Consider the following 25,852-nt stretch of genomic DNA (forward strand, 5'->3'; position numbering starts at 1 on the left):
TAGATGAAAACCACATTGAAAAGTCTCAGCGTGGCGCTAATGCTGACAGGTATGGTGATGAGCAGCGCGGCGGTTGCCGCAGAAAAAATCGTGATTGCGCACCGTGGCGCCAGCGGTTATCTACCGGAGCATACGCTGCCAGCAAAAGCGATGGCTTATGCTCAGGGGGCTGATTACCTGGAACAGGATTTGGTGATGACCAAGGACGACCATCTGGTTGTCCTGCATGACCACTACCTTGACCGCGTCACCGATGTTGCCGAGCGTTTCCCGGATCGTGCGCGTAAAGATGGGCGCTACTACGCTATCGACTTTACGCTGGATGAGATTAAATCGCTGAAATTTACCGAAGGCTTTGATATCGAAAATGGCAAAAAGGTCCAGACCTACCCAGGGCGTTTCCCGATGGGTAAATCTGATTTCCGTGTGCACACTTTCGAAGAAGAGATTGAGTTCGTTCAGGGATTAAATCATTCAACCGGTAAAAACATTGGCATTTACCCGGAAATGAAAGCGCCGTGGTTCCATCATCAGGAAGGGAAGGACATTGCGGCTAAAACGCTGGAAGTGCTGAAAAAGTACGGGTACACCGACAAGAATGACAAGGTTTATCTACAGTGTTTTGATGTCGCAGAGTTAAAGCGCATTAAGAATGAACTGGAACCGAAGATGGGGATGGATCTCAATCTGGTACAGTTGATTGCGTACACTGACTGGAATGAAACTCAGGAGAAAAAGCCGGACGGTAGTTGGGTTAATTACAACTACGACTGGATGTTTAAACCGGGTGCCATGAAGCAGGTTGCGCAGTATGCGGACGGCATTGGGCCGGACTATCACATGCTGATTGATGAGAAGTCGAAGAAAGGCAATATCTCGTTAACGGGTATGGTACAGGACGCGCATCAGAATAAGATGGTGGTGCATCCTTATACCGTTCGTGCCGATCAACTGCCGGATTACACCACTGATGTAAACCAGCTGTATGACATTCTGTATAACAAGGCGGGCGTTGACGGGCTGTTCACCGACTTCCCCGACAAAGCAGTGACATTCCTGAATAAAGAGTAATGGCACAAGGTCTGTGATGCACCTCCGGTCACAGGCCTGGTTGGATCAAATGTTATTAACGGCTAGATAAGGCCGTCTGCCGTCAACGTGGCCATACCTGCCTCCAGGAGAAATAAAGAGCTGCCGTCCATCGGCGGCTCTTTTTTAGTCGTAATTTTTATCCCGCCACGCGTTACAGTTCTATTTCAATATCGCCTTTTGCCCGACAGCAGCAGGGTAAAATTTCACCTGGCTGAATGAAGGCCAGAGGTTCGGCAATCCAGTCGACCTGTCCCGCTACCAGACGGGTACGGCAGGAGCCGCAATAACCTGCGCGGCACTGGTATTCAACTTCAACATTGTGCGATTCGAGCGCGGCAAGCAGGGAAGGGTGTTCATCCTGGCACAGCAGTTGTGTGCCAGAGATGCGCAGAGTAACGCGGCCCATCAGAGCTGGAAGTTACTCAGGTCGTCGGTATCGACTTCCGAATCGATCTGGCCGACCAGGTAAGAGCTGACTTCCACTTCCTGCGGCGCAACCTGCACGTTATCAGACACCAGCCAGGTGTTGATCCATGGGATTGGGTTAGAGCGGGTCTGGAACGGCAAGTCGAGTCCGACAGCCTGCATACGGATGTTGGTGATGTACTCAACGTACTGGCACAGAATGTCTTTATTCAGGCCAATCATTGAGCCGTCACGGAACAGATAATCCGCCCACTCTTTTTCCTGCAGCGCGGCCTGTACGAACAGGTCGTAGCATTCTTGTTTACACTCTTCGGCGATTTCCGCCATTTCCGGATCGTCCACGCCGCTGCGCAGCAGATTCAGCATATGCTGGGTCCCGGTCAAATGCAGGGCTTCATCGCGGGCGATCAGGCGAATAATTTTCGCGTTGCCTTCCATCAGTTCACGTTCGGCGAAGGCGAAGGAGCAGGCGAAGCTGACGTAGAAGCGGATCGCTTCCAGCGCGTTCACGCTCATCAGGCACAGATACAGCTTCTTCTTCAGTTCACGCAGGCTTACGACAACCGTTTTACCGTTAACGGTATGCGTGCCTTCGCCCAGCAAATGCCAGTAGCTGGTCATCTCAATCAATTCGTCGTAATAGCTGGAAATGCCTTCCGCGCGTTTCTGGATCTGCTCGTTGGTGACGATGTCATCAAACACCACCGCCGGATCGTTCACGATGTTACGAATGATGTGGGTGTAGGAACGGGAGTGGATCGTTTCTGAAAACGCCCATGTTTCCACCCAGGTTTCCAGCTCAGGGATCGAGATTAACGGCAGCAGCGCCACGTTCGGGCTACGTCCCTGAATGGAGTCCAGCAGCGTCTGATATTTCAGGTTGCTGATGAAGATATGCTTTTCATGTTCCGGCAGCGCCTGGAAGTCGATGCGATCGCGAGAAACATCAACTTCTTCCGGACGCCAGAAGAAAGAGAGCTGCTTTTCGATCAGTTTTTCGAAGATGTCATATTTTTGCTGATCGTAGCGGGCGACGTTCACCGGCTGGCCGAAGAACATCGGTTCCAGAAGTTGGTTATTTTTCGTCTGTGAAAAAGTGGTGTATGCCATTGATGTGAATCCTTTGTGGGATGAGTGCCGGATGGCGTTACAAGTACCCTTTCCGGCCTACAAACCAAGCTACTGTAGGCCGGGTGAGCCTGGTGCCACCCGGCATCGTTCATCAGATCTTACATGCGCCGCTTTCGCAGCCATCGTCCTGAATGGACGGCACCAGATCGTCCTGAGAATCTTCCGCACCGTCACGGGTGTTTTGATAATACAGCGTTTTGACACCAAATTTGTAGGCGGTGAGCAGGTCTTTCAGCAACTGCTGCATCGGTACTTTTCCGGATGGGAATCGTGACGGATCATAGTTGGTGTTGGCAGAAATCGACTGATCGATAAATTTCTGCATGATACCTACCAGCTGCAAATAGCCATCGTTGTTCGGCATTTCCCACAGCAGTTCGTACGCGTCGTGCAGGTGTTCGTAGTCCGGCACGACCTGGCGCAGAATACCGTCTTTCGACGCTTTGATGCTCACATAGCCGCGCGGTGGTTCAATACCGTTGGTGGCGTTAGAGATCTGCGAAGAGGTCTCCGATGGCATCAGGGCTGACAGCGTGGAGTTACGCAGACCGTGCGTTTTGATGGATTCGCGCAGTTGTTCCCAGTCCAGATGCAGCGGCTCGTTGACAATAGCATCGAGATCTTTTTTATAGGTATCGATCGGCAGAATACCTTTGGAGTAGGTCGTTTCGTTAAACCACGGGCACGCGCCTTGCTCTTTCGCCAGCTCGTTAGAGGCTTTCATCAGGTAATACTGAATGGCTTCAAAGGTTTTGTGAGTCAGGTTGTTCGCGCTGCCGTCAGAATAACGCTTACCGTTTTTCGCCAGCCAGTAGGCGTAGTTGATCACGCCAATACCCAGCGTACGGCGACCCATCGCGCCGCGTTTGGCGGCAGGAATCGGATAATCCTGATAATCGAGCAGCGCATCCAGCGCGCGCACCGCCAATTCGGCCAGCTCTTCCAGCTCGTCCAGGCTGTTGATAGCACCGAGGTTAAATGCGGACAGCGTACACAGCGCAATTTCGCCGTTTTCGTCGTTAACGTCGGTCAGCGGTTTGGTCGGCAGGGCGATTTCCAGGCACAGGTTAGACTGGCGCACCGGAGCGACAATGGGATCAAACGGGCTATGGGTGTTGCAGTGGTCAACGTTCTGAATATAGATACGCCCGGTAGAGGCACGTTCCTGCATCATCAGAGAGAACAGTTCAACGGCTTTCACGCGTTGCTTGCGGATACTGTCGTCGTTTTCATATTTGGTGTACAGACGTTCGAATTCGTCCTGGTCAGCGAAGAACGCATCATACAGGCCTGGAACGTCGGACGGGCTGAACAGCGTGATGTCGCCGCCCTTCAGCAGACGGGTGTACATCAGTTTGTTGATCTGTACGCCGTAGTCCATGTGACGCACGCGGTTGCCTTCGACGCCACGGTTGTTTTTCAGGACCAGCAGGCTTTCAACTTCCAGGTGCCACATTGGGTAGAACAGCGTTGCAGCACCGCCGCGTACGCCGCCCTGGGAGCAGGATTTTACCGCGGTCTGGAAGTGCTTGTAGAACGGAATACAACCGGTGTGGAACGCTTCACCGCCGCGGATCGGGCTACCCAGCGCACGGATGCGACCGGCGTTGATACCGATGCCGGCGCGCTGGGAAACGTATTTCACAATCGCGCTGGAGGTGGCGTTGATGGAGTCCAGGCTGTCGCCGCACTCGATCAGTACGCAGGAGCTGAACTGACGGGTAGGGGTACGCACGCCGGACATAATCGGCGTCGGCAGCGAAATTTTAAACGTAGAAACGGCGTCGTAGAAACGTTTTACGTATTGCAGACGCGTTTCACGCGGATAGTTAGAGAACAGGCAGGCCGCTACCAGAATGTAGAGGAACTGCGCGCTTTCATAAATCTCACCGGTAACACGGTTTTGTACCAGGTATTTACCTTCTAACTGCTTCACCGCAGCGTAGGAGAAGGTCATATCACGGTCGTGTACGATGAACGAGTCCATCTGCTTGAACTCTTCTTCCGTGTAGTCTTCCAGCAGATGATTGTCGTATTTGCCCATTTCAACCATTTTCACGACATGGTCGAACAGTTTCGGCGGTTCAAACTCGCCGTAGGCTTTTTTGCGCAGATGGAAAATCGCCAGGCGAGCAGCCAGGTACTGATAATCCGGTGCCTCGCGGGAGATCAGGTCGGCGGCAGCTTTGATGATTGTTTCATGGATATCGGATGTCTTGATACCGTCATAAAACTGAATGTGGGAGCGCAACTCGACCTGAGAAATCGATACGTTATTCAGTCCTTCTGCCGCCCAATCCAGAACTCGGTGGATTTTGTCGAGATTGATGCGCTCTGTACTACCATCACGCTTTGTCACCAGCAGACTCTGATTCATGTGGTTTTTTACCTGTCCGTGAAAGAAAAAATATCCCCCATATTATCCACAAAGTCATGTTGTGACTAAGTCTGTGGATAAATACTATATGTAGGGGTTGTTTGATAAAGTAAACGCTATATGGTGAGTATTCTAGTAGGGATTCTTTTCAGTACAAGAGTTGATTTTGAGGTTAAATTGAGGTTGCAAAAGGGTAATAATCGCTAAGTGCGCGTCTTATAAGGCCTGGCGAGGATGTCAATAATTGAGAAAAAAAATAGAAAATTTGATCGAGTGCTGATTTCTTCATCTAAGGCAAGGTAAGTTCTTATGACCTGGCGCAAAAATTGCCCTGACGATCCTACTCAGGATTGGTAGGCGATGCGCAGGCCCGAAAGCTGCGCACTATCGGGCACGGTGCCGGATTGCGGCGTTGCACGCCTTATCCGGCCGGGTGGAGGTGGTTAATCTGCTTGCGCGGTAGTGTGTAGCATATAGTTCACATCAACGCCGGGGCCGAGTTTAAAACTGTTGGTGATCGGGTTGTAGTGCAGGCCGGTCATATGACGCTCTTTCAGCACGGTCTGGTCAACCCACTCTAACAGTTCAGCCGGCTTAATGAATTTTTTCACATCATGCGTGCCTTTCGGCACCATACGCAAAATATATTCCGCGCCGACCACCGCCATTAGCCAGGATTTGCCGTTGCGATTAAGCGTGGAGAAAAACACTTCGCCGCCCGGTTTGACCAGTCTGGCGCAGGCCCTGACCACCGACTGCGGGTCCGGTACGTGCTCCAGCATTTCCATGCAGGTCACAACGTCATACTGATGCGCATGTTTTTCCGCATGTTCTTCAACGGTTTCTTGAACGTATTCCACCTGGATGCCACTCTCCAGCGCATGCAGTTTTGCTACCTGTAACGGTTCAAAGCCCATGTCCAGCCCGGTGACGGTTGCGCCTTCGCGCGCCATGCTTTCCGCCAGAATGCCGCCGCCGCAGCCGACGTCGAGTACCTTTTTACCAAACAGGCCGCCTGAGCGCTCCGTGATATAGCCCAGGCGCAGTGGGTTAATACGGTGCAGTGGCTTAAATTCACCCTCAAGATCCCACCAGCGTGACGCGACTGCTTCAAACTTGGCAATTTCTTCCTGATCAACGTTGTGAGTTACCGGAGGTTTTTCGGCATTCATTGGGGCTTCTACTCCTAAATTTGCGATGCAAATGAGTATATCAGCCTGACGGGATGAATAAAGCCTCTGTCAGGGGGAATCCATTTACCTGAATCTGCACGGATGTGTTATAATTTGCGACCTTTGAATCCGGGATACAGTAGAGGGATAGCGGTTAGATGAGCGACCTTGCGAGAGAAATTACACCGGTCAACATTGAGGAAGAGCTGAAGAGCTCCTATCTGGATTATGCGATGTCGGTCATTGTTGGCCGTGCGCTGCCGGACGTCCGAGATGGCCTGAAGCCGGTTCACCGTCGCGTACTTTACGCCATGAACGTATTGGGCAACGACTGGAATAAAGCCTATAAAAAATCTGCCCGTGTCGTTGGTGACGTAATCGGTAAATACCACCCTCATGGTGATATCGCCGTTTACGACACCATTGTTCGTATGGCGCAGCCATTCTCCTTGCGTTACATGCTGGTAGATGGTCAGGGTAACTTTGGTTCTGTCGATGGCGACTCCGCAGCGGCGATGCGTTATACGGAAATCCGTATGTCGAAAATCGCCCATGAGCTGATGGCTGACCTGGAAAAAGAAACGGTGGATTTCGTCGATAACTACGACGGCACCGAACAAATTCCTGACGTCATGCCAACCAAAATTCCTAACCTGCTGGTGAACGGCTCGTCCGGTATCGCGGTAGGTATGGCGACCAACATTCCGCCGCACAACCTGACGGAAGTGATCAACGGCTGCCTGGCATACATTGACGATGAAGACATCAGCATTGAAGGGCTGATGGAACATATTCCGGGTCCGGACTTCCCGACCGCCGCGATCATCAACGGTCGTCGTGGTATTGAAGAAGCCTACCGTACCGGCCGTGGCAAAGTGTACATTCGCGCACGCGCGGAAGTCGAAGCGGATGCCAAAACTGGCCGTGAAACCATCATCGTCCATGAAATTCCGTATCAGGTGAACAAAGCGCGCCTGATCGAGAAAATCGCCGAGCTGGTAAAAGACAAACGCGTTGAAGGTATCAGCGCGCTGCGTGACGAGTCTGACAAAGACGGTATGCGCATCGTGATTGAAGTGAAACGCGACGCAGTCGGGGAAGTGGTTCTGAATAACCTCTACTCCCAGACCCAACTGCAGGTTTCTTTCGGTATCAACATGGTTGCGTTGCACCATGGACAGCCGAAAATCATGAACCTGAAAGATATTATTGCTGCGTTTGTACGTCACCGCCGTGAAGTCGTAACCCGCCGTACTATCTTTGAACTGCGTAAAGCCCGCGACCGTGCGCACATCCTTGAAGCACTGGCGATTGCGCTGGCGAACATCGATCCGATCATCGAACTGATCCGCCGTGCGCCGACCCCGGCAGAAGCGAAAGCAGCGCTGGTCGCGCGTTCGTGGGAGCTGGGTAACGTTTCTGCCATGTTGGAACGTGCCGGCGATGATGCCGCGCGTCCTGAATGGCTGGAACCGGAATTTGGCGTGCGTGACGGTCAGTACTACCTGACTGAACAGCAGGCCCAGGCCATTCTGGATCTGCGTTTGCAGAAACTGACCGGCCTTGAGCACGAAAAACTGCTCGACGAATACAAAGAGCTGCTGGAGCAGATCGCTGAACTGCTGCACATTCTGGGCAGCGCCGATCGTCTGATGGAAGTCATCCGTGAAGAGATGGAGCTGATTCGTGAACAGTTCGGCGACGCACGTCGGACCGAAATCACCGCGAACAGCGCTGACATCAACATCGAAGATCTGATTAGCCAGGAAGATGTTGTCGTGACCTTGTCTCATCAGGGCTACGTGAAATATCAGCCGTTAACCGATTACGAAGCGCAGCGTCGTGGCGGTAAAGGCAAATCTGCAGCACGAATTAAAGAAGAAGACTTTATCGACCGCCTGCTGGTGGCCAACACCCATGACACGATCCTCTGCTTCTCCAGCCGCGGTCGTTTGTACTGGATGAAGGTTTATCAGTTGCCGGAAGCAAGCCGTGGTGCGCGTGGACGTCCTATCGTCAACCTGCTGCCACTGGAAGCTAACGAACGTATCACCGCAATTCTGCCAGTACGTGAGTACGAAGAAGGCGTCAACGTCTTCATGGCAACCGCCAGCGGTACCGTGAAGAAAACAGCGCTGACCGAGTTCAGCCGTCCGCGTTCAGCCGGTATCATTGCGGTTAACCTGAACGAAGGCGATGAGCTGATTGGCGTTGACCTGACGTCTGGTAGTGACGAAGTTATGCTGTTCTCTGCTGCCGGTAAAGTGGTGCGCTTCAAAGAGGGGGCTGTTCGTCCGATGGGACGTACCGCGACCGGCGTACGCGGTATCAAACTGGCGGAAAGCGACAGCGTGGTATCGCTGATCGTTCCGCGCGGTGAAGGTGCTATCCTCACCGTTACCCAGAACGGCTACGGTAAGCGTACAGCGGCGGAAGAGTATCCGACCAAGTCTCGTGCGACCCAGGGCGTTATCTCCATCAAAGTCACCGAGCGCAACGGTTCCGTTGTCGGCGCAGTGCAGGTTGAAGATACCGACCAGATCATGATGATCACCGATGCAGGTACGCTGGTGCGTACTCGCGTGTCGGAAATCAGCGTGGTAGGGCGTAACACCCAGGGCGTTATCCTCATCCGTACTGCGGAAGATGAAAACGTTGTGGGTCTGCAACGCGTTGCTGAACCGGTTGATGATGAAGAGCTCGACTCCATCGACGGTAGCGCTGCTGAAGGGGACGAGGATATCGCGCCTGAAGCGGAAAGCGATGACGATGCAGCGGACGACGCTGAAGAGTAATTAAGACGTGATAAAAAGGGCCGGAAATATCCGGCCCTTTTTTTTAATTCATTCGCTCCACTATCATCGCAATGCCCTGACCGCCGCCGATGCACAGCGTGGCCAGTCCAAGCGTTTGATCCCGTGCCTGTAGCGCATGCAGCAGCGTCACCAGTATTCGCGCGCCGCTGGCGCCAATAGGGTGTCCCAGCGCAATTGCCCCACCGTTGACGTTAACCTTTTGCGGATCAAATCCCAGCGTTTTACCAACGGCAAGAAACTGAGCAGCAAATGCCTCGTTAGCTTCGATCAGATCGATATCAGAAAGCTGTAAGCCGCTCAGTTGCAGTGCCTTCAGCGTGGCGGGAACCGGCCCCATGCCCATCATAGCCGGAGCTACGCCGCCACTGGCCCAGGCTTTGATTCGCGCCAGTGGCTTCAGCCCAGCCTCCAGTGCTGCGGACTCTTCCATTATCACTAATGCCGCTGCACCGTCGTTGATCCCCGAGGCGTTACCTGCGGTGACGGTTCCTGCTTTATCAAAGGCTGGACGCAATGCGGCGAGGCCTTCGGCCGTCGAGTCAGCTTTGGGGAATTCGTCACGCTCAACGATGATGGTTTTCTTCCGTGATGACACGCTGACGGGCACGATTTCAGCCTCAAATGCGCCAGACTCGATTGCGGCAACGGCTTTACGCTGCGACTGCAGAGCCAGTTCATCCTGCATTTCGCGGCTGATGCCATACTCTTTGGCAACATTTTCTGCAGTGATCCCCATGTGGTAACCATGCTCGGCGCAGATCAGGCCGTCGCGCAGAATCACGTCGGACAATTGCCCGTCACCGAGGCGATAGCCCCAGCGGGCTTTTGCATCTAACAGGTAGGGGGCAAGGCTCATGTTTTCCATCCCTCCCGCGACGATCGCCTGGGCTTGTCCGGCCTTGATAGCGAGGGCGGCAAGCGCCACGCTTTTCAGGCCAGAGCCGCACACTTTGTTGACTGTAAAGCCGCAAACGGTGTCGGACAGGCCGCTTTTTAATAATGCCTGACGCGCTGGGTTTTGCCCGAGTCCTGACTGCAGCACGTTGCCCATAATCACCTCGTCCACGCGCTGTGGGTCAAGGTGCGCGCGTTCAAGAGCGGCTCTAATGACGGTTGATCCAAGCTCGACGGCACCCGTAGTTGCCAGTGCGCCGTTAAAACTGCCGATTGCGGTACGTGCCGCGCTGACGATGACACAGTTTTTCATTTTTCAGTTCCTTTAATTAAGTTGTTGCCGTCAGAACAAGGTCAATCCAATAACAAAAATGACGCCGGAGAAGAGCAGGGCAGTGATGCAGTAGCCCATAATGTCGCGTACTCCGAGACCGGCGATGGCCAGCGCGGGTAGCGCCCAGAACGGTTGTGCCATGTTCATCCACTGCTCACCGTAGGCGATGGCCATCACCGACTTGCCGAGGTCCGCCCCCAGTGCCTGAGCGGCAGGCATGACGAACGGTCCCTGAATAACCCAATGGCCACCGCCGGATGGCACGGCAAAGTTAATCAGGGCTGAACTGAAGAAAGTCATCAGTGGGAAGGTATCTTTGTTGGCAACGTTGATGAAAAATTCAGTAATGAGCCCACCGAGGCCGGAGTGCTCCATCATCAACTGAATGCCGGCATAGAAGGGGAATTGCACCAGAATCCCGGCGGTGCTGCGTGCCGCAGCACTGACGGCACGCATATAGGCCATCGGCGTTTTGTGCAGCAGCAGACCGGCAATCATAAACATCAGGTTGACGGTATTGATGGTGATGTTGAAACCTTTCTCGGCAAAGTAGATACCCAGATAGGCAATCCCTAATGCACCGATGATCAGCGCCAGAATGCGGCTCTCTTCCAGTTTTTCAGATGGCGGCGCATCTGGCGGTAGTTTCTTCTGAAAATCAGCTTCTTCCAGTAACAGTTTCGGATCGATGCTCACCACATCTGAAGGTTTTGGCGTCATCATCCGGGTGATAAACGGCATCACCACAATCAGGCCGAGCGTGATGAAAATATTGAAGCCGGTGAACAGGGTATCCGCGACAGGAATGAGGCCCGCTACGTGCTCGACCGGGTTGCCAGGCGTTGCCGCCAGCAAAGGCATTGAGCCGGAGAAGCCGCCGCCCCAGGTCAGGAACCCGATGTAGGCGCAGGCAATCAGTAACGGATAATCGGAACCCGGTACCCGACGAGCAACTTCGCGGGCGAACATCGCCCCGACCACCAGACCAAATCCCCAGTTAATAACGCAGGCAACTGAACCAAAAAAAGTCACCAGCATGACGCCCTGAGCGGGGGTTTTGGCGGCTGATGCCGCCGTACGCAGCAGGCTTTTCACCGGCCCGGAACTGGCTAACGCATGGCCGGTTACGATGATCAGCGCCATCTGCATACCAAACGCCAGCAGGTTCCAGAAACCGTCACCCCAGAATTTCACCATGCTGATGGGGGTCTGCGGCGTTAACCACAGCGCGATGCCAAAGGTCAGCAACGTTAATAACATGGCGAAAATCAGTGGGTCGGGCAGCCAGCGGCTGACTACCCGTGTCATAAAGCGAGCGATGCGGCCAATCATGCGTCACCTCGCAGGATGCGCAGATCGTCGGCAATTTCAAACTGTGCTTCGGTTTTTTCACATAGCGTGGCGATGTCGCATCCTTCGACGATTTCAGTCAGCCACATCTTGCCATCTATAAAGCGGAATACAGCCAGCTCGGTGACCAGCATATGCACAGCATGCTGCGCGGTGAGCGGCATGGTGCATTGACGCAGGATTTTTGCTGAGCCGTCTTTTGCGCAATGCTCCATGGCGATAATGACTTTACGCGCACCGGTCACCAGATCCATTGCGCCACCCATGCCGGGCACCATCTTGCCGGGAACCACCCAGTTGGCGAGGTTTGCCTGCTCGTCGACCTGCAACCCGCCAAGCACACAGGCATCAACATGACCGCCGCGAATCAACGCGAACGACATGGCGCTATCAAACATCGCCGCGCCCGGCAAAATACCGCACGGTTGGCCGCCCGCGTTCACCAGGTCAGGATGGGCGGTGGTGACTGGGCCCAGTCCCAGAAAACCGTTCTCAGATTGCAGCGTAATGTGAATATCAGCAGGTAAATAGTTAGCTACCATCGTTGGCAGGCCGATACCTAAGTTGACGATATCGCCATCGCGAAGTTCTTGCGCCACCCGGCGCGCAATACGTTGTTTAGCATCCATGATTAGCTCTCCTGTGGAATGACGATATGGTCGATAACGGCGGCGGGGGTCACAATCTGGTCAGGCTGCAGCTCCCCTGTTTCAACCATTTCGTCCGGTTCGACCAGCGTGATATCAGCGGCGAGGGCAATCAGAGGGTTAAAGTTACGGGCGCTGAGCTGGTAGGTGAGGTTGCCAAGCATGTCAGAGCGGTGGGCGCGAATAAGCGCTAAATCGGCGCGTAATGGGCGTTCAAGCAGCCAGGTTTTACCCTCAAGCGTCATGGTTTGCTTGCCTTCTTCCACGATGGTGCCAACGCCAGTGGGGGTCAGAAAGCCGCCAAGACCCGCGCCGCCGCAACGAATCTGCTCGATCAGGGTACCTTGCGGAACCAGCTGTACATCCATCTCGCCGGCAATCATGCGACGACCGGTTTCCGGGTTTGTACCAATGTGCGAGGCAATCACTTTGCTCACCCGCCCATTGACGATCAGGGGGCCGATACCGGTATCGACAAAGGCGGTATCGTTAGCAATCAGCGTCAGATCTCTGACGCCGGACTCCAGCAGGGCTTCAACCAGACGAGGTGGTGTGCCAACGCCCATAAAACCACCGACCATGATGGTCATGCCGTCACGAAAGAAGCCCGCAGCGTCTTGTAAGGTAATCAGTTTTGTTTTCATTATGTTTCCCTTTTTGCATACTCCATTTTGGGTACGCTCAGGGAATTGCAAGCAGGGTGCCAGAATGACTAAAGAAACGTATTAATGTTTAGTTGATTGAATTTATTGGTTTATTTTTGTGGTCTTGGTGAAAGGAGACCACGAGGGGTTATGCAGAATTTTGCGCAGTGTGCAAAATTCTGCATAGCAAATTTGCGTATCAGGAACCCGATGGGTCGATGCCGTACTCTTGTAATTTATACATTAAAGCGCGACGGCTAATTCCCAGCATCAGCGCCGTGCGGGTGCGATTGCCGTCCTGATTGTCGAGGACTTCGAGGATAATTCGTTTTTCCTCACGCTTAATCTCTTCTTTCAGATTGCGTTCCCCGGAGTAAGTCGGTTTTGCCTCTGTTGTGGCGCTAACCGGGTTGCGCAACGGGTCGGGGAGATCGTCGGCAAAGATCACCGCACCGGTATTCATAACGACTGCACGTTCGATGACGTTTGACAGTTCGCGAATGTTACCGGGCCAGGGCCAGGCGGTGAGGATCGACATCGCCGTCGGGTCGATCTCGATAATATCCCGCTGATTTTCAGAGCTGAATTTTTGTAAAAAGTGGTTTGCTAATAAGGCAATATCTTCACGACGCTCGCGTAAGGGCGGCAAAGTCAGATGGATAACGTTGAGCCGGTAAAACAGGTCTTCGCGAAACGTTCCTTCCTTCACCATCGTTTGCAGACAGCGGTTGGTGGCGGCGACGATTCGAATGTCAACGCGAATGGTCTGGTGCCCGCCGATGCGTTCAAACTCTCTCTCCTGCAAAATGCGCAGCAGCTTGGCCTGCAGCACCAGCGGCATCTCGCCAATTTCATCAAGCAATAAAGTTCCCTGATGAGCGCGTTCGAACAATCCCTGGCGTAATGTCTGTGCCCCGGTAAACGCGCCTTTTTCGTGACCAAATAGCTCGCTTTCCAACAACGACTCCGGCAGGGCCGCGCAGTTAATTTTGATAAATGGGCCATTGGCGCGTTTGCTGTTGTAGTGAATGGCGCGGGCGATCAGCTCCTTTCCTGTGCCGCTTTCACCGCTAATCAACACGTTTGCCTGGGAGAGAGCGATTTTCGCCGTGTCTTTACAGATATCCATCATACGCGGGCTGGTGGTCAGAATGTGTCCCCACTGCCAGCTGGTGGTCAACGCTTTATGCAGATTGCGGATTTCCTGTTTCATCTCCTGCAGTTGCAATGCGCGTTGAATCACCATGCTTAGCTCGTCGAGATCAAAGGGCTTAATCACGTAGTCGAATGCGCCGCTACGTAAAGCTTCTACTGCGGTTTCTACTTCAGCGTAAGCGGTCATCAGAATGACGGGGATCCGTGGTTGCTGCGTGCGCATAACTTTCAGCGCGTCGATACCGTCCATCTCCGGCATGCGAATGTCCATCAGCACCACGTCTGGCTGCGTTTCGCTAAACAGGCTCAGCGCGGCTTTCCCGTCGCTGGCGCAATGTGTCTCATGCCCTTGCAGGGAAAATGCGGTGGCAAGCATACGGCGAACATTTTCTTCATCATCAACGATGAGAATACGATAGGTCGTTTTCATTCTGACGGATTTCCCTGCGGGTTAAGAGGTAAAATCAGAGTGAATATCGCCCCGCAGCCAGGCTGGCTGGTTACGTGGATATCCCCCTGATGTGCGTTGATGATGCGCTGGCTCAGCGCCAGTCCAAGACCGGTGCCTGATGCTTTTGTCGTAAAAAAGGGATCGAATATTTTCTTCTGTATGGCGAGATCGATACCGTTGCCATTATCTTCAATCATCACGGCCTGTTGCGAGGCCGAGTATTGCCAGGTACGGATGCGAATTTCGCCTCGCGCAGCGATCGCCTGCACCGCATTGATTAAAATATTGAGGATCACCTGTTTGAGAAGCTCGCGATCGGCGACGATCGGCGGCAGGCTGGGATCTAATTCCGTTGTAAAGGCGATCCGTGCCTGCAGGCCAGCGGTTTGCACCAGGATTAGCGTCTCTTCAATGAGCGCATTGAGCCGAATCTGTTGCCACTGGCTTTGTCGTGGGCGAGAGAAATCTAACAGTTGTTGAATAACTTTATTGATGGAATCAATTTCATTCAGCACAACAGATAAATATTCCTGATGTTCCGGCAGCGAGGTTTGCTGGCGGATGATCTGGACGTAGCCACGAATTGCAGTCAGCGGGTTTCGCACTTCATGCGCGACGCCGGCCATCAGCTCACCCAGGGTGGCAAGCCTTTCGGTTTGCGCCAGTCGACGCTGGGTCTCTTTACGGGCGGTTAAATCGGAGAAAATAACCAGCGCGCCAATCAGCTCGCCGTGTGCGTTATGGATCCGACTGGTGGTTACACTGATCTCAATGGTGCGTTCTCGTCCTGGAAAGCTAATCTCCTGGGCCACATGTTCAGTACCGTGCTCAAGGGTGTCCAGTACCGGGCTATAAAACTGCGTATTGGCAAAGAGCGTCGCATAGGGCTGTCCGACCAGCTCATGCAGCGTGTAGCCCGTTATCTGTTCTGCCGCCGGGTTCATGGTGGTAACGTCGCCTTGCCTGTCGATGGCGATCACGCCATCTGCGGCATTTTCAATGATCAGATCGTTAAGGGTTTTGGTTTCCCGTAGCGTTTGTGCCAGCGCATTGACGCTACGGCTGATTTGTCCCAACTCGCCGGGGAGTTCAGGCAGTCGGGTAGGGGTTTTTTGTGCCAGCGTGGAAAGCCCATCGGTGATGATGTCGATATTCGCACTGAGTCGGCGGGAGAAGTGCACGATGAGCAGCAGACTACAGATGAGCCCGGCAACCAGTACGGCAATAATCCTGACGTCCATTCTCCAGGCCTGCTGGCGGATATCTTCGGTGAGCTCATTGGCCCAGATATACCCAATAACCTCTCCCTGGCGCGCTATTGGGATCATCGAGTTGAGTATGTCGCCGCGAACCTGTCGCCCGGAATAGACCACAGGTGCGTTGCTACTCATCACTTCGCGTCCGGGATGATCCTCGGTGATGGTGATACCTACGTTGCCTTGGTAAAGCGCGGAGGGGGCGTAGGTGATAATGGCATCCAGCGCTTTGTGATAATACCCGGCGCCAATGCCGGGAAACGCTTGCGTAATGCGCTCGGTGATGGGGGCCAACTCTTGATTAAGCGCGCGAATGCGTGCTTCACGCGGCAAATTTGGGTAGTGACTAAAGCGGTCGCCCAGCGCATCGTTTAGCAGGGTTATCACCGATGACAGTTTTTTCTCTTTTTCAGATAAGACTGCTGAACGGCCTTCAGTTTCTACGATATAACCTATAGATATCGTCGGAATGATGACCATCAGGATGGCCATCATGATCATTTGGTTGCGTAATCGTCGTGGGTATAACCGACGAGCCAGCCATCTCAGGTCGCGCATTCTGACATCCGTGCAGTGTTTTTCAGGCAAACGACGATTATCACGGGTTAAGACAATGGTTTCAGAGCGGTGTATCATATTCCCGTAAAGAGAGGGCATTGCGACGCCGGACATTTACCGCTACCTTAACCACACTCTATTAATGCCCTGAGGCGGAGCTTCGCCCCTTTGAAATACCTTGCTTCCGTTCATTCAACGCTAAAAGTCTCACGCTATCTGTTCAGGGCGTTGGCGCTCCTGATCTGGGGGCTAATCGCATTTGCCTCCGTTTTCTACATCGTGAATGCGCTGCACCAGAGAGAGTCCGAGATTCACCAGGAGCTTAACCTCAGTTCCGATCAGGCCCAACGTTACATTCAGCGCACCTCTGATGTGATTAAAGAGCTGAAATATATCGCGGAGAATCGCTTAACGGCGGAAAACGGCGTGATGTCGTTGCGCGCGCGGGATGATAAAACTGCCGTGCCAAACTTCGAGCCGCTGTTTGCCGACTCCGACTGCTCGGTGATGGGCAACGCCTGGCGAGGTTCGCTGGAATCGCTGGCGTGGTTTATGCGCTACTGGCGGGATAACTTTTCCGCGGCCTATGATTTGAATCGTGTGTTCCTGATCGGCAGCGACAACCTTTGCATGGCCAATTTCGGTCTGCGTGATATGCCTGTCGAACGTGACGGGGCGTTGAAGGCGCTGCATGAGCGCATTATTAAGTATCGCAATGCACCGCAGGACGAAAACGGTAATAACCTGTTCTGGATTAGCCAGGGGCCGCGGCCGGGGATAGGCTATTTCTATGCGCTGACGCCGGTTTATCTCGCTAATCGCCTGCAGGCGCTGTTGGGTGTGGAACAGCCTATCCGCATGGAGAACTTTTTCACGCCGGGCAGTTTGCCGATGGGAGTGACCATCCTTGATGAAAATGGTCATGCGCTGATTTCGCTCACCGGCCCCGAGGGGAATATTAAGGCTGAACCTCGCTGGATGCAGGAGCGCTCCTGGTTTGGCTATACGTCGGGTTTTCACGAACTGGTGCTGAAGAAAAACCTGCCACCGTCATCGCTAAGCATTGTGTACTCCGTACCGGTTGACCTGGTACTGGAGCGGATCCGCATGATGATCCTGAACGCTATTCTGCTGAATGTGCTGGTTGGCGCGGCGTTATTTATGCTCACGCGCATGTATGAGCGGCGCATTTTTATTCCTGCGGAAAGCGATGCCCAGCGTCTGGAAGAGCACGAGCAGTTTAACCGTAAAATCGTGGCTTCTGCGCCGGTTGGGATTTGTATTCTGCGTACGATAGATGGCATTAACATCCTGAGTAATGAGCTGGCGCACACCTATCTCAATATGCTGACGCATGAAGACCGGCAACGGTTAACGCAAATTATCTGCGGCCAGCAGGTCAATTTTGTTGATGTGCTGACCAGCAACAATACCAATCTGCAAATCAGCTTTGTGCACTCGCGCTATCGTAATGAAAACGTGGCAATTTGTGTGCTGGTTGACATCAGCGCGCGCGTTAAAATGGAAGAGTCGTTGCAGGAGATGGCGCAGGCGGCGGAGCAGGCGAGCCAGTCCAAATCGATGTTCCTTGCGACGGTAAGCCACGAGCTGCGTACGCCGCTGTATGGCATTATCGGTAACCTTGATTTGTTGCAAACCAAAGAGTTACCCAACGGAGTGGATCGCCTGGTGACGGCGATGAACAACTCTTCCAGCCTGCTGTTGAAAATTATCAGCGATATTCTCGATTTCTCGAAAATTGAATCTGAACAGCTGAAGATTGAACCGCGCGAGTTTTCACCGCGTGAAGTAATGAATCATATTACGGCTAACTATCTGCCGCTGGTGGTTCGCAAACAGCTGGGGTTGTACTGCTTTATCGACCCTAATGTACCGGTGGCGCTCAATGGTGATCCTATGCGTTTGCAGCAGGTGATTTCCAATCTGCTGAGTAATGCTATCAAGTTTACCGATACCGGCTGCATTGTGCTGCACGTGCAGTGCAACGAAGACTATCTCAGTATTCGCGTGCGTGATACCGGGGTTGGGATCCCAGCTAAAGAGGTCGTCCGCTTGTTCGATCCTTTCTTCCAGGTGGGAACCGGCGTACAGCGTAATTTCCAGGGTACCGGGCTTGGTTTGGCTATCTGTGAAAAACTGATCAGCATGATGGATGGGGATATTTCCGTCGATTCTGAACCGGGAATGGGTAGCCAGTTTATGCTGCGTATTCCGCTTTATGGCGCGCAGTACCCGCTGAAAAAAGGTATCGAAGGGCTTGTCGGCAAACGTTGCTGGCTGGCGGTGCGTAACGCGTCGCTGTACCAGTTTATTGAATCCAGTCTGGCGCGTAACGGGATGACGGTGCAGTGCTATGAGGGACAGCAACCGGATGCGGATGACCTGCTGATTGCCGACGATGTGCTGGAGCAGGCGTGGCAGGGACGCGCCGCGGTGATTTTCTGCCGTCGTCATATCGGTATTCCGCTGGAAAGGGGGCCCGGGGAGTGGGTGCACAGCGTGGCATCGCCTCACGAACTGCCCGCGCTGTTGGCGCATATCTACAGCCTTGAGCTGAGCAGTGAAGAGCTTTCAACGGCGTTGCCAGCCCCGGATAAAGTTGCTGCAACTAACGATGACATGATGATTCTGGTGGTCGACGATCATCCTATCAACAGGCGTTTACTGGCCGATCAGTTGGGATCGTTGGGGTATCAGTGTAAAACCGCGAATGACGGCGTGGACGCACTCAATGTACTGAGTAAAAACCATATCGACATCGTGCTGAGCGACGTTAACATGCCGAACATGGATGGTTATCGTCTGACCCAGCGTATTCGCCAGTTAGGATTAACCCTGCCGGTTGTCGGCGTGACGGCCAACGCGCTGGCTGAAGAGAAGCAGCGTTGTCTGGAGTCAGGTATGGATAGCTGTCTGTCTAAGCCGGTGACGTTAGATGTATTGAAGCAAACGCTGACGGTCTATGCGGAAAGAGTGAGAAAGGCGCGGGAATAAAAGAGGCCGGATGGGGCGTTTGCCTTATCCGGCCTACGTAACACGCACAACATCGTGTCATTCGTAGGCCTGATAAACGCCGTGCCATCAGGCACGTCGATGTTAAAAGAATTACTCTTTGTCTGACGGACTCAGCGTGACGGAAGAAAGGTAATTCAACAGGGCGATATCGTTTTCCACACCGAGTTTCATCATTGCCGACTTTTTCTGGCTACTGATGGTTTTAATACTGCGGTTGAGTTTTTTCGCGATTTCAGTAACCAGGAAACCTTCGGCAAACAGGCGCAGAACTTCGCTCTCTTTCGGTGACAGACGTTTGTCGCCGTAACCGCTGGCGCTGATTTTTTCCAGCAGACGAGAAACGCTTTCCGGGGTGAATTTCTTACCCTTCTGCAGCGCGGCAAGCGCTTTCGGCAGATCTGTTGGCGCGCCTTGCTTCAGGACAATTCCTTCAATATCGAGATCCAGTACCGCGCTCAGGATTGCCGGGTTGTTGTTCATGGTGAGAACAATAATCGACAGGCTCGGGAAATGGCGCTTGATATACTTAATTAACGTGATCCCGTCACCGTATTTATCTCCCGGCATGGAGAGGTCGGTAATCAACACATGAGCATCTAACTTAGGCAAATTGTTGATCAGTGCAGTGGAGTCTTCAAATTCGCCGACAACGTTTACCCACTCGATTTGCTCAAGTGATTTACGAATACCGAACAGTACAATCGGGTGGTCATCGGCAATAATTACGTTCATAGTGTTCATGTATTGGGCTACCTTGCTACAGCAAGCTCTTGACGTAATCGTCAATGTCGCTGATGTATTTTTCTATACCTGGAGCATCTTTCTCTTGAATAAGATGTTCCAGCGCTTCACATAACTGCTTGCCGGGTACCAGATTAAGCATGGCAAACACGCCTTTCAGGCGATGGGCCGTTTGGGCTAACGCAGCGAAATCGCTGGTTGCTGCCTCAGTATACAACCTCTTAACATCATCCGGTACTGTGTCTACAAAGAGTGCATAGTAACCACTGGCATGAAGTTCGGCGTTTTCATCTCCGCCGAGGGGGAGTTCCTGGATCTCTTCTTGTGCCAGCTGCTCTTCTATCAGCTCGAGGACAGCTTCCTGCATAGCATTGCTCATATTAAAGTTGACGCGCAGCTGACCAGGGCCAATTTTCCGCACGCCAGACTCATCATCGCTTAAAAGAAGGCCTGAGGCAGTAAGATTAGACGGATTATCTGTTAAAAAGAGATCATATTCTTGACTATTCAACCGCTCATCAGGCGTGATGCAGGTTGCTCCCCAGTTCTCCAGTTGGCGTAATACGATGCTGCGTACGTCATTAGAGGTGACATCAACCATTATGCAGACGTCATCTAACAAACGCTCTTCACTTTCAGCATGTTGATCGTGCAGCGGCATTTTAACATGGACTATATAACGTGTTCCAAGTTCTTCCCGCGCTTTAATGTTCAGGTGTCCACCTAGCTTGCGGGCGAGCTGATCGCATAACCAGAACGTCAGCGGGTTGGCCTTGCTATACCGATCGCCCTGGGTGTCATTGATGAACGGGAAGTGCAGGTTATCAACTTCATTCAACGTGACACCTTGCCCGGTATCCAGAATTCGGAAGGTCAGGCGTTCAGTCTCCGATTCATCCTGGTCGACTTCCAGCGTGATTTTGCCAATTTGCGTGGTGGTTACCGCATATTGGATCAGCAACAGCAAAATACGGCGCAGGGCATCGCGGTCGCCGCGGCGTTCATCATGGGCGCTAAGGTGATTTTTAATCAGTAGCTGCAGCCCTTTACGTTTAATGGCTGGCAGAACCTCCGGAACCACGTCATCAATTAACGACTGCACGGAAAACAGCGTCGATTCACTTTTCCAGGCGTCGCTTTCCAGCAGGTTGGCCAACTGGATTTCATCTACCATACGCACCAGAACGTCTGCCTGATTAGCCAGTTTCTGGCTGTCCGGGCTATTCAGTGCGGCAGCATTAGCGGCAAGTGTTTTCGCCGGGTCTTTCAGTGCGCTGCCGATATTCTGCATAAAGGCCGCCCGGGCCTGCTGGTTTTTCTCATACAGTCGCTGCGCTTGCTTCAGCTTCTTATTAACCAGCACTTCGCGGTCCTGGTCACGAATAATAAAGATCTGCGTTCTCGATGAGATCTGGCTGCGGAACAGCCGGATCTCATACAGCTCATTATTGATGGTGGCCTGAATCACCCCCTGATGCTGCTCCGCCATACTGGTAATGTTTTGCAAATTTAAATGCGGTAACAGGTGGTCGGCAATTTTATTGCTGATAACCGTGCGGTTTGCTTCTTGATCGTGCACCAGCAAGCCCAGAGGCAGCAGGGACACAATCTCTTCATTGATGGCGCGCAGAACACGCAGTTCATTATTTGCCGCAAGGTTTGGTGCCACTTCGGTGGAACGGGCAGGAAGGTGGCGAAAGGTGGTATAGCCAAACAGCGCCAGGGCCAACAAAGCAATGTTGAGTAACAGCGGCAGCAGAATGCTTTGCAAGGTGTCGAGCAGCAATGAGCCAAACGGAACCTGCCACACCAGCCGCATATCCGTTGAGTTTAGCGCCGAAGAGATCTCAATTTTACTGTTGTTGAAATTAATGCTGACGCTGTCAGGCGACTCTTTTTCATTCAGATGCTCGGTTGTTGACGTGGCATCTGGAACCAGATGGAAGCTGTCCAGCGGCATGCCGGGTGGGATCAAGTCATTAATCGGCAGGTCAAAGGCGACAACCGTTGCCAGATGTCCAGGCTGATTAAAGGTCGTGCGTAGCGTGAAGTAATGCCCGTTCTGCCACGCCAGACGGCGCAGTGAAGAGAAGCTTTCACGTTCATCCAGCGCATTGGCCTGTTGTAACATTTCCGCGCGCCGTGAATCGACAATATTACCAATCGTCGACTCTTTAAAACCGGAAGTCAGATCTTTTAGCGGCAACGTTGAGATAAGGATCAGGCTATTGTCCTGACCATTCAGGTAATACATAGACCACGGAACATTTTCCGCGCCCCACAGCGTATCAAGATAGGTTGAGATGCGTTGGGTCATCTCCAGCGTAGAACTGTCATGGGAACCGAAAATCAGCGCCTCGGTCTTTCTGCGCGGTTTCTCAAGATAATAGACGTCTTGTTTCAGACGCGTTTCCTGCAGTCCTTCTGCACCAGGTGAACTGGCCGTGGCGGCAATATTGTCATAGATTTGCCAGGTCACGTATCGCCAGGTATCGACCCTTTTATGAATGGCATGGGTGATATCGACAATCTGATAGCTCTTATCCTTTAACCAGGTGTTGACGGCGCTCTGGACCATAACGCCCATCATCACCAACAGCACAACGATCAGTAATAAGAAGAAACGGGTAATACTTCCCGGTAGCAGGGAGAATCGGGTAGAAGCCGTTGTGTCAGACTGACTCATTCGTGTTTATGACCTGTTAAACGACGCGAAAGATGATGGGGCAGTATAAAGGGTAATATATGAATTGCCACACTTACACCACGCCGGATGGCCCGCATTTTTTACGCTCCATTCTGTTGCAGCCATCACAATGCAAAGGTGTACAGTGGATAAAGGCGGGTACAAATATTTGTACGGAATGTATACATTTAGCATTAAATAACAAGAAATTATTAATCAGATTTATATCTGAATACGACGCAATGAGATAGTTAATAGTTGTTATAGTTTTGCATCGGTAGCACAGAACGGTAAGTTTTGTGTAAAGAAGGGTAAAAAAAAACCGAACGCGAAGCATTCGGTTGAAATAGGGGTAAACAGACATTCATGAATGAATGACGGTAATAAATAAAGTTAATGATGATAGCGGGTCTATTTTAGTTGCGAGTGAAGATTTTGTTTTGTCATTCAGTGCTATAACTATTTTCAATGTAACTTATTGATTTTAAATTTAATTAAAACAGTTCTTGATTATTTGTGCTTATTTTGCCTGTTTTTTGATTTTAAAAAAGTTCCCTCTTATTAATATTTTGAAACATCTATGTCGATAAATGAAACACCTTAAAAGTTTTAGTATCATATTCGTGTTGGATTATTCTGTGTTTTTGCGGAGAATGAAGTTGCCGACTGGTTAATGACCTTAATCAGTATGCAGTGGCATAAAAAAGCAATAAAGGCATATAACAGAGGGTTAATAACATGAAAGTTAAAGTACTGTCCCTCCTGGTACCAGCACTGCTGGTAGCAGGCGCAGCAAATGCGGCTGAAATTTATAACAAAGACGGCAACAAATTAGACCTGTACGGCAAAGTCGACGGTCTGCACTATTTCTCCGATAACAAAGGTGATGATGGTGATAAGACTTACATGCGTATCGGCTTCAAAGGCGAAACCCAGGTTAACGACCAACTGACCGGTTACGGCCAGTGGGAATACCAGATTCAAGGCAACCAGAGTGAATCCAGCAACGACGCCTGGACGCGTGTGGCATTCGCAGGCCTGAAATTCGCTGATGCAGGTTCTTTCGACTACGGTCGTAACTACGGTGTAACTTATGATGTAACGTCCTGGACCGACGTCCTGCCAGAATTCGGCGGTGACACCTACGGTGCGGACAACTTCATGCAGCAGCGTGGTAACGGTTATGCGACCTACCGTAATACAGATTTCTTTGGCCTGGTTGATGGTCTGAACTTTGCCCTGCAGTACCAGGGTAAAAACGGCAGCGTAAGTGGTGAAAACGAAGGTGGTCGTAGCCTGCTGACCCAGAATGGCGATGGTTACGGCGGCTCTCTGACTTACGATCTCGGCTCTGGCTTTGGTATCGGTGGTGCGATCACTACCTCTAAACGTACCGCTGATCAGAATGCTCTTGGCGTGTACGGTAATGGTGACCGTGCAACGGTTTATACCGGTGGTCTGAAATACGACGCTAACAACGTTTACTTGGCTGCACAGTACTCCCAGTCCTATAACGCAACCCGTTTCGGTACCTCTAACGGTAGCAACCGGACTGCTGCATATGGCTTCGCAGATAAAGCACAGAACTTTGAAGTTGTGGCACAGTACCAGTTCGATTTCGGTCTGCGTCCTTCCGTGGCTTACCTGCAGTCAAAAGGCAAAGACATCAGCAATGGCTTCACCAACTACGGTGACCAGGATATCGTGAAATATGTTGATGTTGGCGCGACTTACTACTTCAACAAAAACATGTCTACCTATGTTGATTACAAAATCAACCTGCTGGATGACAATGCGTTTACCCAGGCAGCAGGTATTGCTACCGATGATATCGTAGCGCTGGGTCTGGTTTACCAGTTCTAATCTGCGCTCATGTCGTTAAAAGGCCCTGCGGGGCCTTTTTTAATGCCGTTTTTTCGTCGTACAAACAACGATTTTTGGTGTACTCTTGCGCCCGTTCGCATGAGGATAATTACGTATGGAAGTGAATTTCTATCGCGCAGCACTACTGGCTGTGACGATCTTTTTTGTCGGGTGCGATGAAGCCCCGAAACCTGCCCAGACCACACAACCTGCCACCGTTCTGGAAGGTAAAACCATGGGCACTTTCTGGCGGGTCAGTGCGGTGGGCGTAGATGCCAAACGCGCCGGGGAACTGCAGGCGAAGATCCAGGCTCAGCTGGATGCCGACGATCAGCTTCTCTCTACCTATAAAAATGATTCTGCGTTAATGCGCTTTAACCTGTCGAAAAGCCTGTCGCCATGGCCGGTTAATGATGCTATGGCCGATATCGTGACTTCGGCGCTACGCATTGGCGCAAAAACCGGTGGGGCCATGGATATTACCGTGGGTCCGTTGGTCAATCTGTGGGGCTTTGGCCCGGATCAGCAACCGGTGCATATTCCTACGCAGGCGCAAATTGACGCCGCAAAAGCGCAAACCGGGCTTTCACATCTGAAGGTTGTTAATGAGGCGCATCGGAACTACCTGCAAAAAGATTTGCCCGAGCTGTACGTGGATCTCTCGACCGTTGGCGAAGGTTATGCCGCCGATCATCTGGCACGATTAATGGAGCAGGAAGGGATCGCCCGTTATCTGGTTTCCGTTGGTGGAGCATTGAACAGCCGCGGTATGAATGCAGACGGGCTTTCGTGGCGAGTCGCGATTCAGAAACCGACCGATCGCGAAAACGCGGTACAGGCGATCGTCGACATTAACGGGCATGGCATTAGCACCTCCGGCAGCTACCGTAACTATTATGAGCTGGATGGTAAGCGCCTTTCCCATGTTATCGATCCGCAAACCGGTCGTCCGATTGAACACAACCTGGTATCTGTAACGGTAATCGCACCAACGGCGCTGGAGGCTGACGGTTGGGATACCGGTTTGATGGTTCTCGGCCCGGAAAAGGCCAAAGAGGTGGTGCGTCGTGAAGGACTCGCGGTCTATATGATTATAAAAGAGGGCGAGGGGTTTAAAACCTGGATGTCGCCGCAGTTTAAAAGCTTCCTGCTCAGCGAAAAAAATTAAAAAGCAAGATTGCGGGTTTTCGTATCCGGCTATGGGGACACACTGAGGCTAAGCG

Annotated in this window: 17 protein-coding genes; 5 read left to right on the forward strand and 12 right to left on the reverse strand. The window is 52.2% G+C overall.

The genetic code is table 11. The annotated features are described in order from the left end of the window. Positions 1-3: 3 nt before the first annotated feature. Positions 4-1,071 carry a glycerophosphodiester phosphodiesterase gene (glpQ, locus tag OGW44_RS10970; protein WP_016153801.1) on the forward strand — a complete coding sequence of 356 codons (1,068 nt, stop codon included), beginning with the start codon at positions 4-6 and terminating at the stop codon, positions 1,069-1,071. 172 nt (positions 1,072-1,243) lie between these two features. Here glpQ and yfaE read toward each other — a convergent pair whose 3' ends face one another. From yfaE to ubiG, 4 genes are all read right to left on the reverse strand, one after another. After that, positions 1,244-1,498, reverse strand: a complete 255-nt coding sequence (gene yfaE, locus OGW44_RS10975) for a ferredoxin-like diferric-tyrosyl radical cofactor maintenance protein YfaE (protein ID WP_016153800.1) — start codon at positions 1,496-1,498, stop codon at positions 1,244-1,246. Continuing rightward, positions 1,498-2,628 carry a class Ia ribonucleoside-diphosphate reductase subunit beta gene (gene nrdB, locus OGW44_RS10980; protein ID WP_016153799.1) on the reverse strand — a complete coding sequence of 377 codons (1,131 nt, stop codon included), beginning with the start codon at positions 2,626-2,628 and terminating at the stop codon, positions 1,498-1,500. The genes yfaE and nrdB overlap by 1 nt, the downstream gene beginning before the upstream one ends. Positions 2,629-2,740: 112 nt before the next feature. Beyond that, positions 2,741-5,026 carry a class 1a ribonucleoside-diphosphate reductase subunit alpha gene (gene nrdA, locus OGW44_RS10985; RefSeq protein ID WP_016153798.1) on the reverse strand — a complete coding sequence of 762 codons (2,286 nt, stop codon included), beginning with the start codon at positions 5,024-5,026 and terminating at the stop codon, positions 2,741-2,743. A 443-nt stretch (positions 5,027-5,469) separates the two neighbouring features. Further along, complete coding sequence (gene ubiG / locus OGW44_RS10990; RefSeq protein WP_016157023.1) at positions 5,470-6,198, reverse strand: bifunctional 2-polyprenyl-6-hydroxyphenol methylase/3-demethylubiquinol 3-O-methyltransferase UbiG; 729 nt, start codon at positions 6,196-6,198, stop codon at positions 5,470-5,472. A gap of 158 nt (positions 6,199-6,356) precedes the next feature. Between ubiG and gyrA the strand changes: the two genes are divergently transcribed. Beyond that, positions 6,357-8,993 carry a DNA topoisomerase (ATP-hydrolyzing) subunit A gene (gyrA, locus tag OGW44_RS10995; protein WP_049281471.1) on the forward strand — a complete coding sequence of 879 codons (2,637 nt, stop codon included), beginning with the start codon at positions 6,357-6,359 and terminating at the stop codon, positions 8,991-8,993. Positions 8,994-9,036: 43 nt separating this feature from the next. On the opposite strand, the gene OGW44_RS11000 is transcribed toward gyrA, so the two are convergent. The 6 genes from OGW44_RS11000 to atoS all read right to left on the reverse strand — a co-directional run bounded on the left by OGW44_RS11000 (position 9,037) and on the right by atoS (position 16,303). Next, positions 9,037-10,221 (reverse strand): acetyl-CoA C-acetyltransferase, encoded by a 1,185-nt coding sequence (locus OGW44_RS11000; protein ID WP_049268990.1) that lies wholly within the window; start codon positions 10,219-10,221, stop codon positions 9,037-9,039. A gap of 30 nt (positions 10,222-10,251) precedes the next feature. After that, positions 10,252-11,574: a TIGR00366 family protein gene (locus tag OGW44_RS11005; protein WP_016153794.1), complete on the reverse strand. Its 1,323-nt coding sequence runs from the start codon at positions 11,572-11,574 to the stop codon at positions 10,252-10,254. Continuing rightward, complete coding sequence (locus OGW44_RS11010) at positions 11,571-12,221, reverse strand: 3-oxoacid CoA-transferase subunit B (protein WP_016157021.1); 651 nt, start codon at positions 12,219-12,221, stop codon at positions 11,571-11,573. Before OGW44_RS11010 ends, OGW44_RS11005 begins: the two co-directional genes overlap by 4 nt. Positions 12,222-12,223: 2 nt before the next feature. Beyond that, positions 12,224-12,883 (reverse strand): acetate CoA-transferase subunit alpha, encoded by a 660-nt coding sequence (gene atoD, locus OGW44_RS11015; RefSeq protein WP_016153792.1) that lies wholly within the window; start codon positions 12,881-12,883, stop codon positions 12,224-12,226. A gap of 199 nt (positions 12,884-13,082) precedes the next feature. Further along, the gene (gene atoC / locus OGW44_RS11020) at positions 13,083-14,468 is read right to left on the reverse strand and encodes an acetoacetate metabolism transcriptional regulator AtoC (RefSeq protein ID WP_049268993.1); all 1,386 of its coding nucleotides are present in this window, start codon (positions 14,466-14,468) and stop codon (positions 13,083-13,085) included. Further along, positions 14,465-16,303: a two-component system sensor histidine kinase AtoS gene (gene atoS / locus OGW44_RS11025; RefSeq protein WP_032947136.1), complete on the reverse strand. Its 1,839-nt coding sequence runs from the start codon at positions 16,301-16,303 to the stop codon at positions 14,465-14,467. The genes atoC and atoS overlap by 4 nt, the downstream gene beginning before the upstream one ends. A 168-nt stretch (positions 16,304-16,471) precedes the next feature. Between atoS and rcsC the strand changes: the two genes are divergently transcribed. Continuing rightward, positions 16,472-19,318 carry a two-component system sensor histidine kinase RcsC gene (gene rcsC, locus OGW44_RS11030; protein ID WP_019077260.1) on the forward strand — a complete coding sequence of 949 codons (2,847 nt, stop codon included), beginning with the start codon at positions 16,472-16,474 and terminating at the stop codon, positions 19,316-19,318. Positions 19,319-19,429: 111 nt separating this feature from the next. On the opposite strand, the gene rcsB is transcribed toward rcsC, so the two are convergent. Next, complete coding sequence (gene rcsB, locus OGW44_RS11035) at positions 19,430-20,080, reverse strand: response regulator transcription factor RcsB (protein ID WP_003027592.1); 651 nt, start codon at positions 20,078-20,080, stop codon at positions 19,430-19,432. A 16-nt stretch (positions 20,081-20,096) separates the two neighbouring features. Next, positions 20,097-22,766: a phosphotransferase RcsD gene (rcsD, locus tag OGW44_RS11040; protein ID WP_016157016.1), complete on the reverse strand. Its 2,670-nt coding sequence runs from the start codon at positions 22,764-22,766 to the stop codon at positions 20,097-20,099. A 738-nt stretch (positions 22,767-23,504) separates the two neighbouring features. On the opposite strand from rcsD, the gene OGW44_RS11045 reads away from it, so the two are divergent. Both OGW44_RS11045 and apbE read left to right on the forward strand, forming a co-directional pair. Further along, positions 23,505-24,629 carry a porin OmpC gene (locus tag OGW44_RS11045; RefSeq protein ID WP_016157015.1) on the forward strand — a complete coding sequence of 375 codons (1,125 nt, stop codon included), beginning with the start codon at positions 23,505-23,507 and terminating at the stop codon, positions 24,627-24,629. 115 nt (positions 24,630-24,744) lie between these two features. Beyond that, positions 24,745-25,797, forward strand: a complete 1,053-nt coding sequence (apbE, locus tag OGW44_RS11050; RefSeq protein ID WP_016153786.1) for an FAD:protein FMN transferase ApbE — start codon at positions 24,745-24,747, stop codon at positions 25,795-25,797. Positions 25,798-25,852: the final 55 nt, after the last annotated feature.

The organism is Citrobacter sp. Cb023, from assembly GCF_030336805.1.
Taxonomy (GTDB): Bacteria; Pseudomonadota; Gammaproteobacteria; order Enterobacterales; family Enterobacteriaceae; genus Citrobacter; species Citrobacter braakii.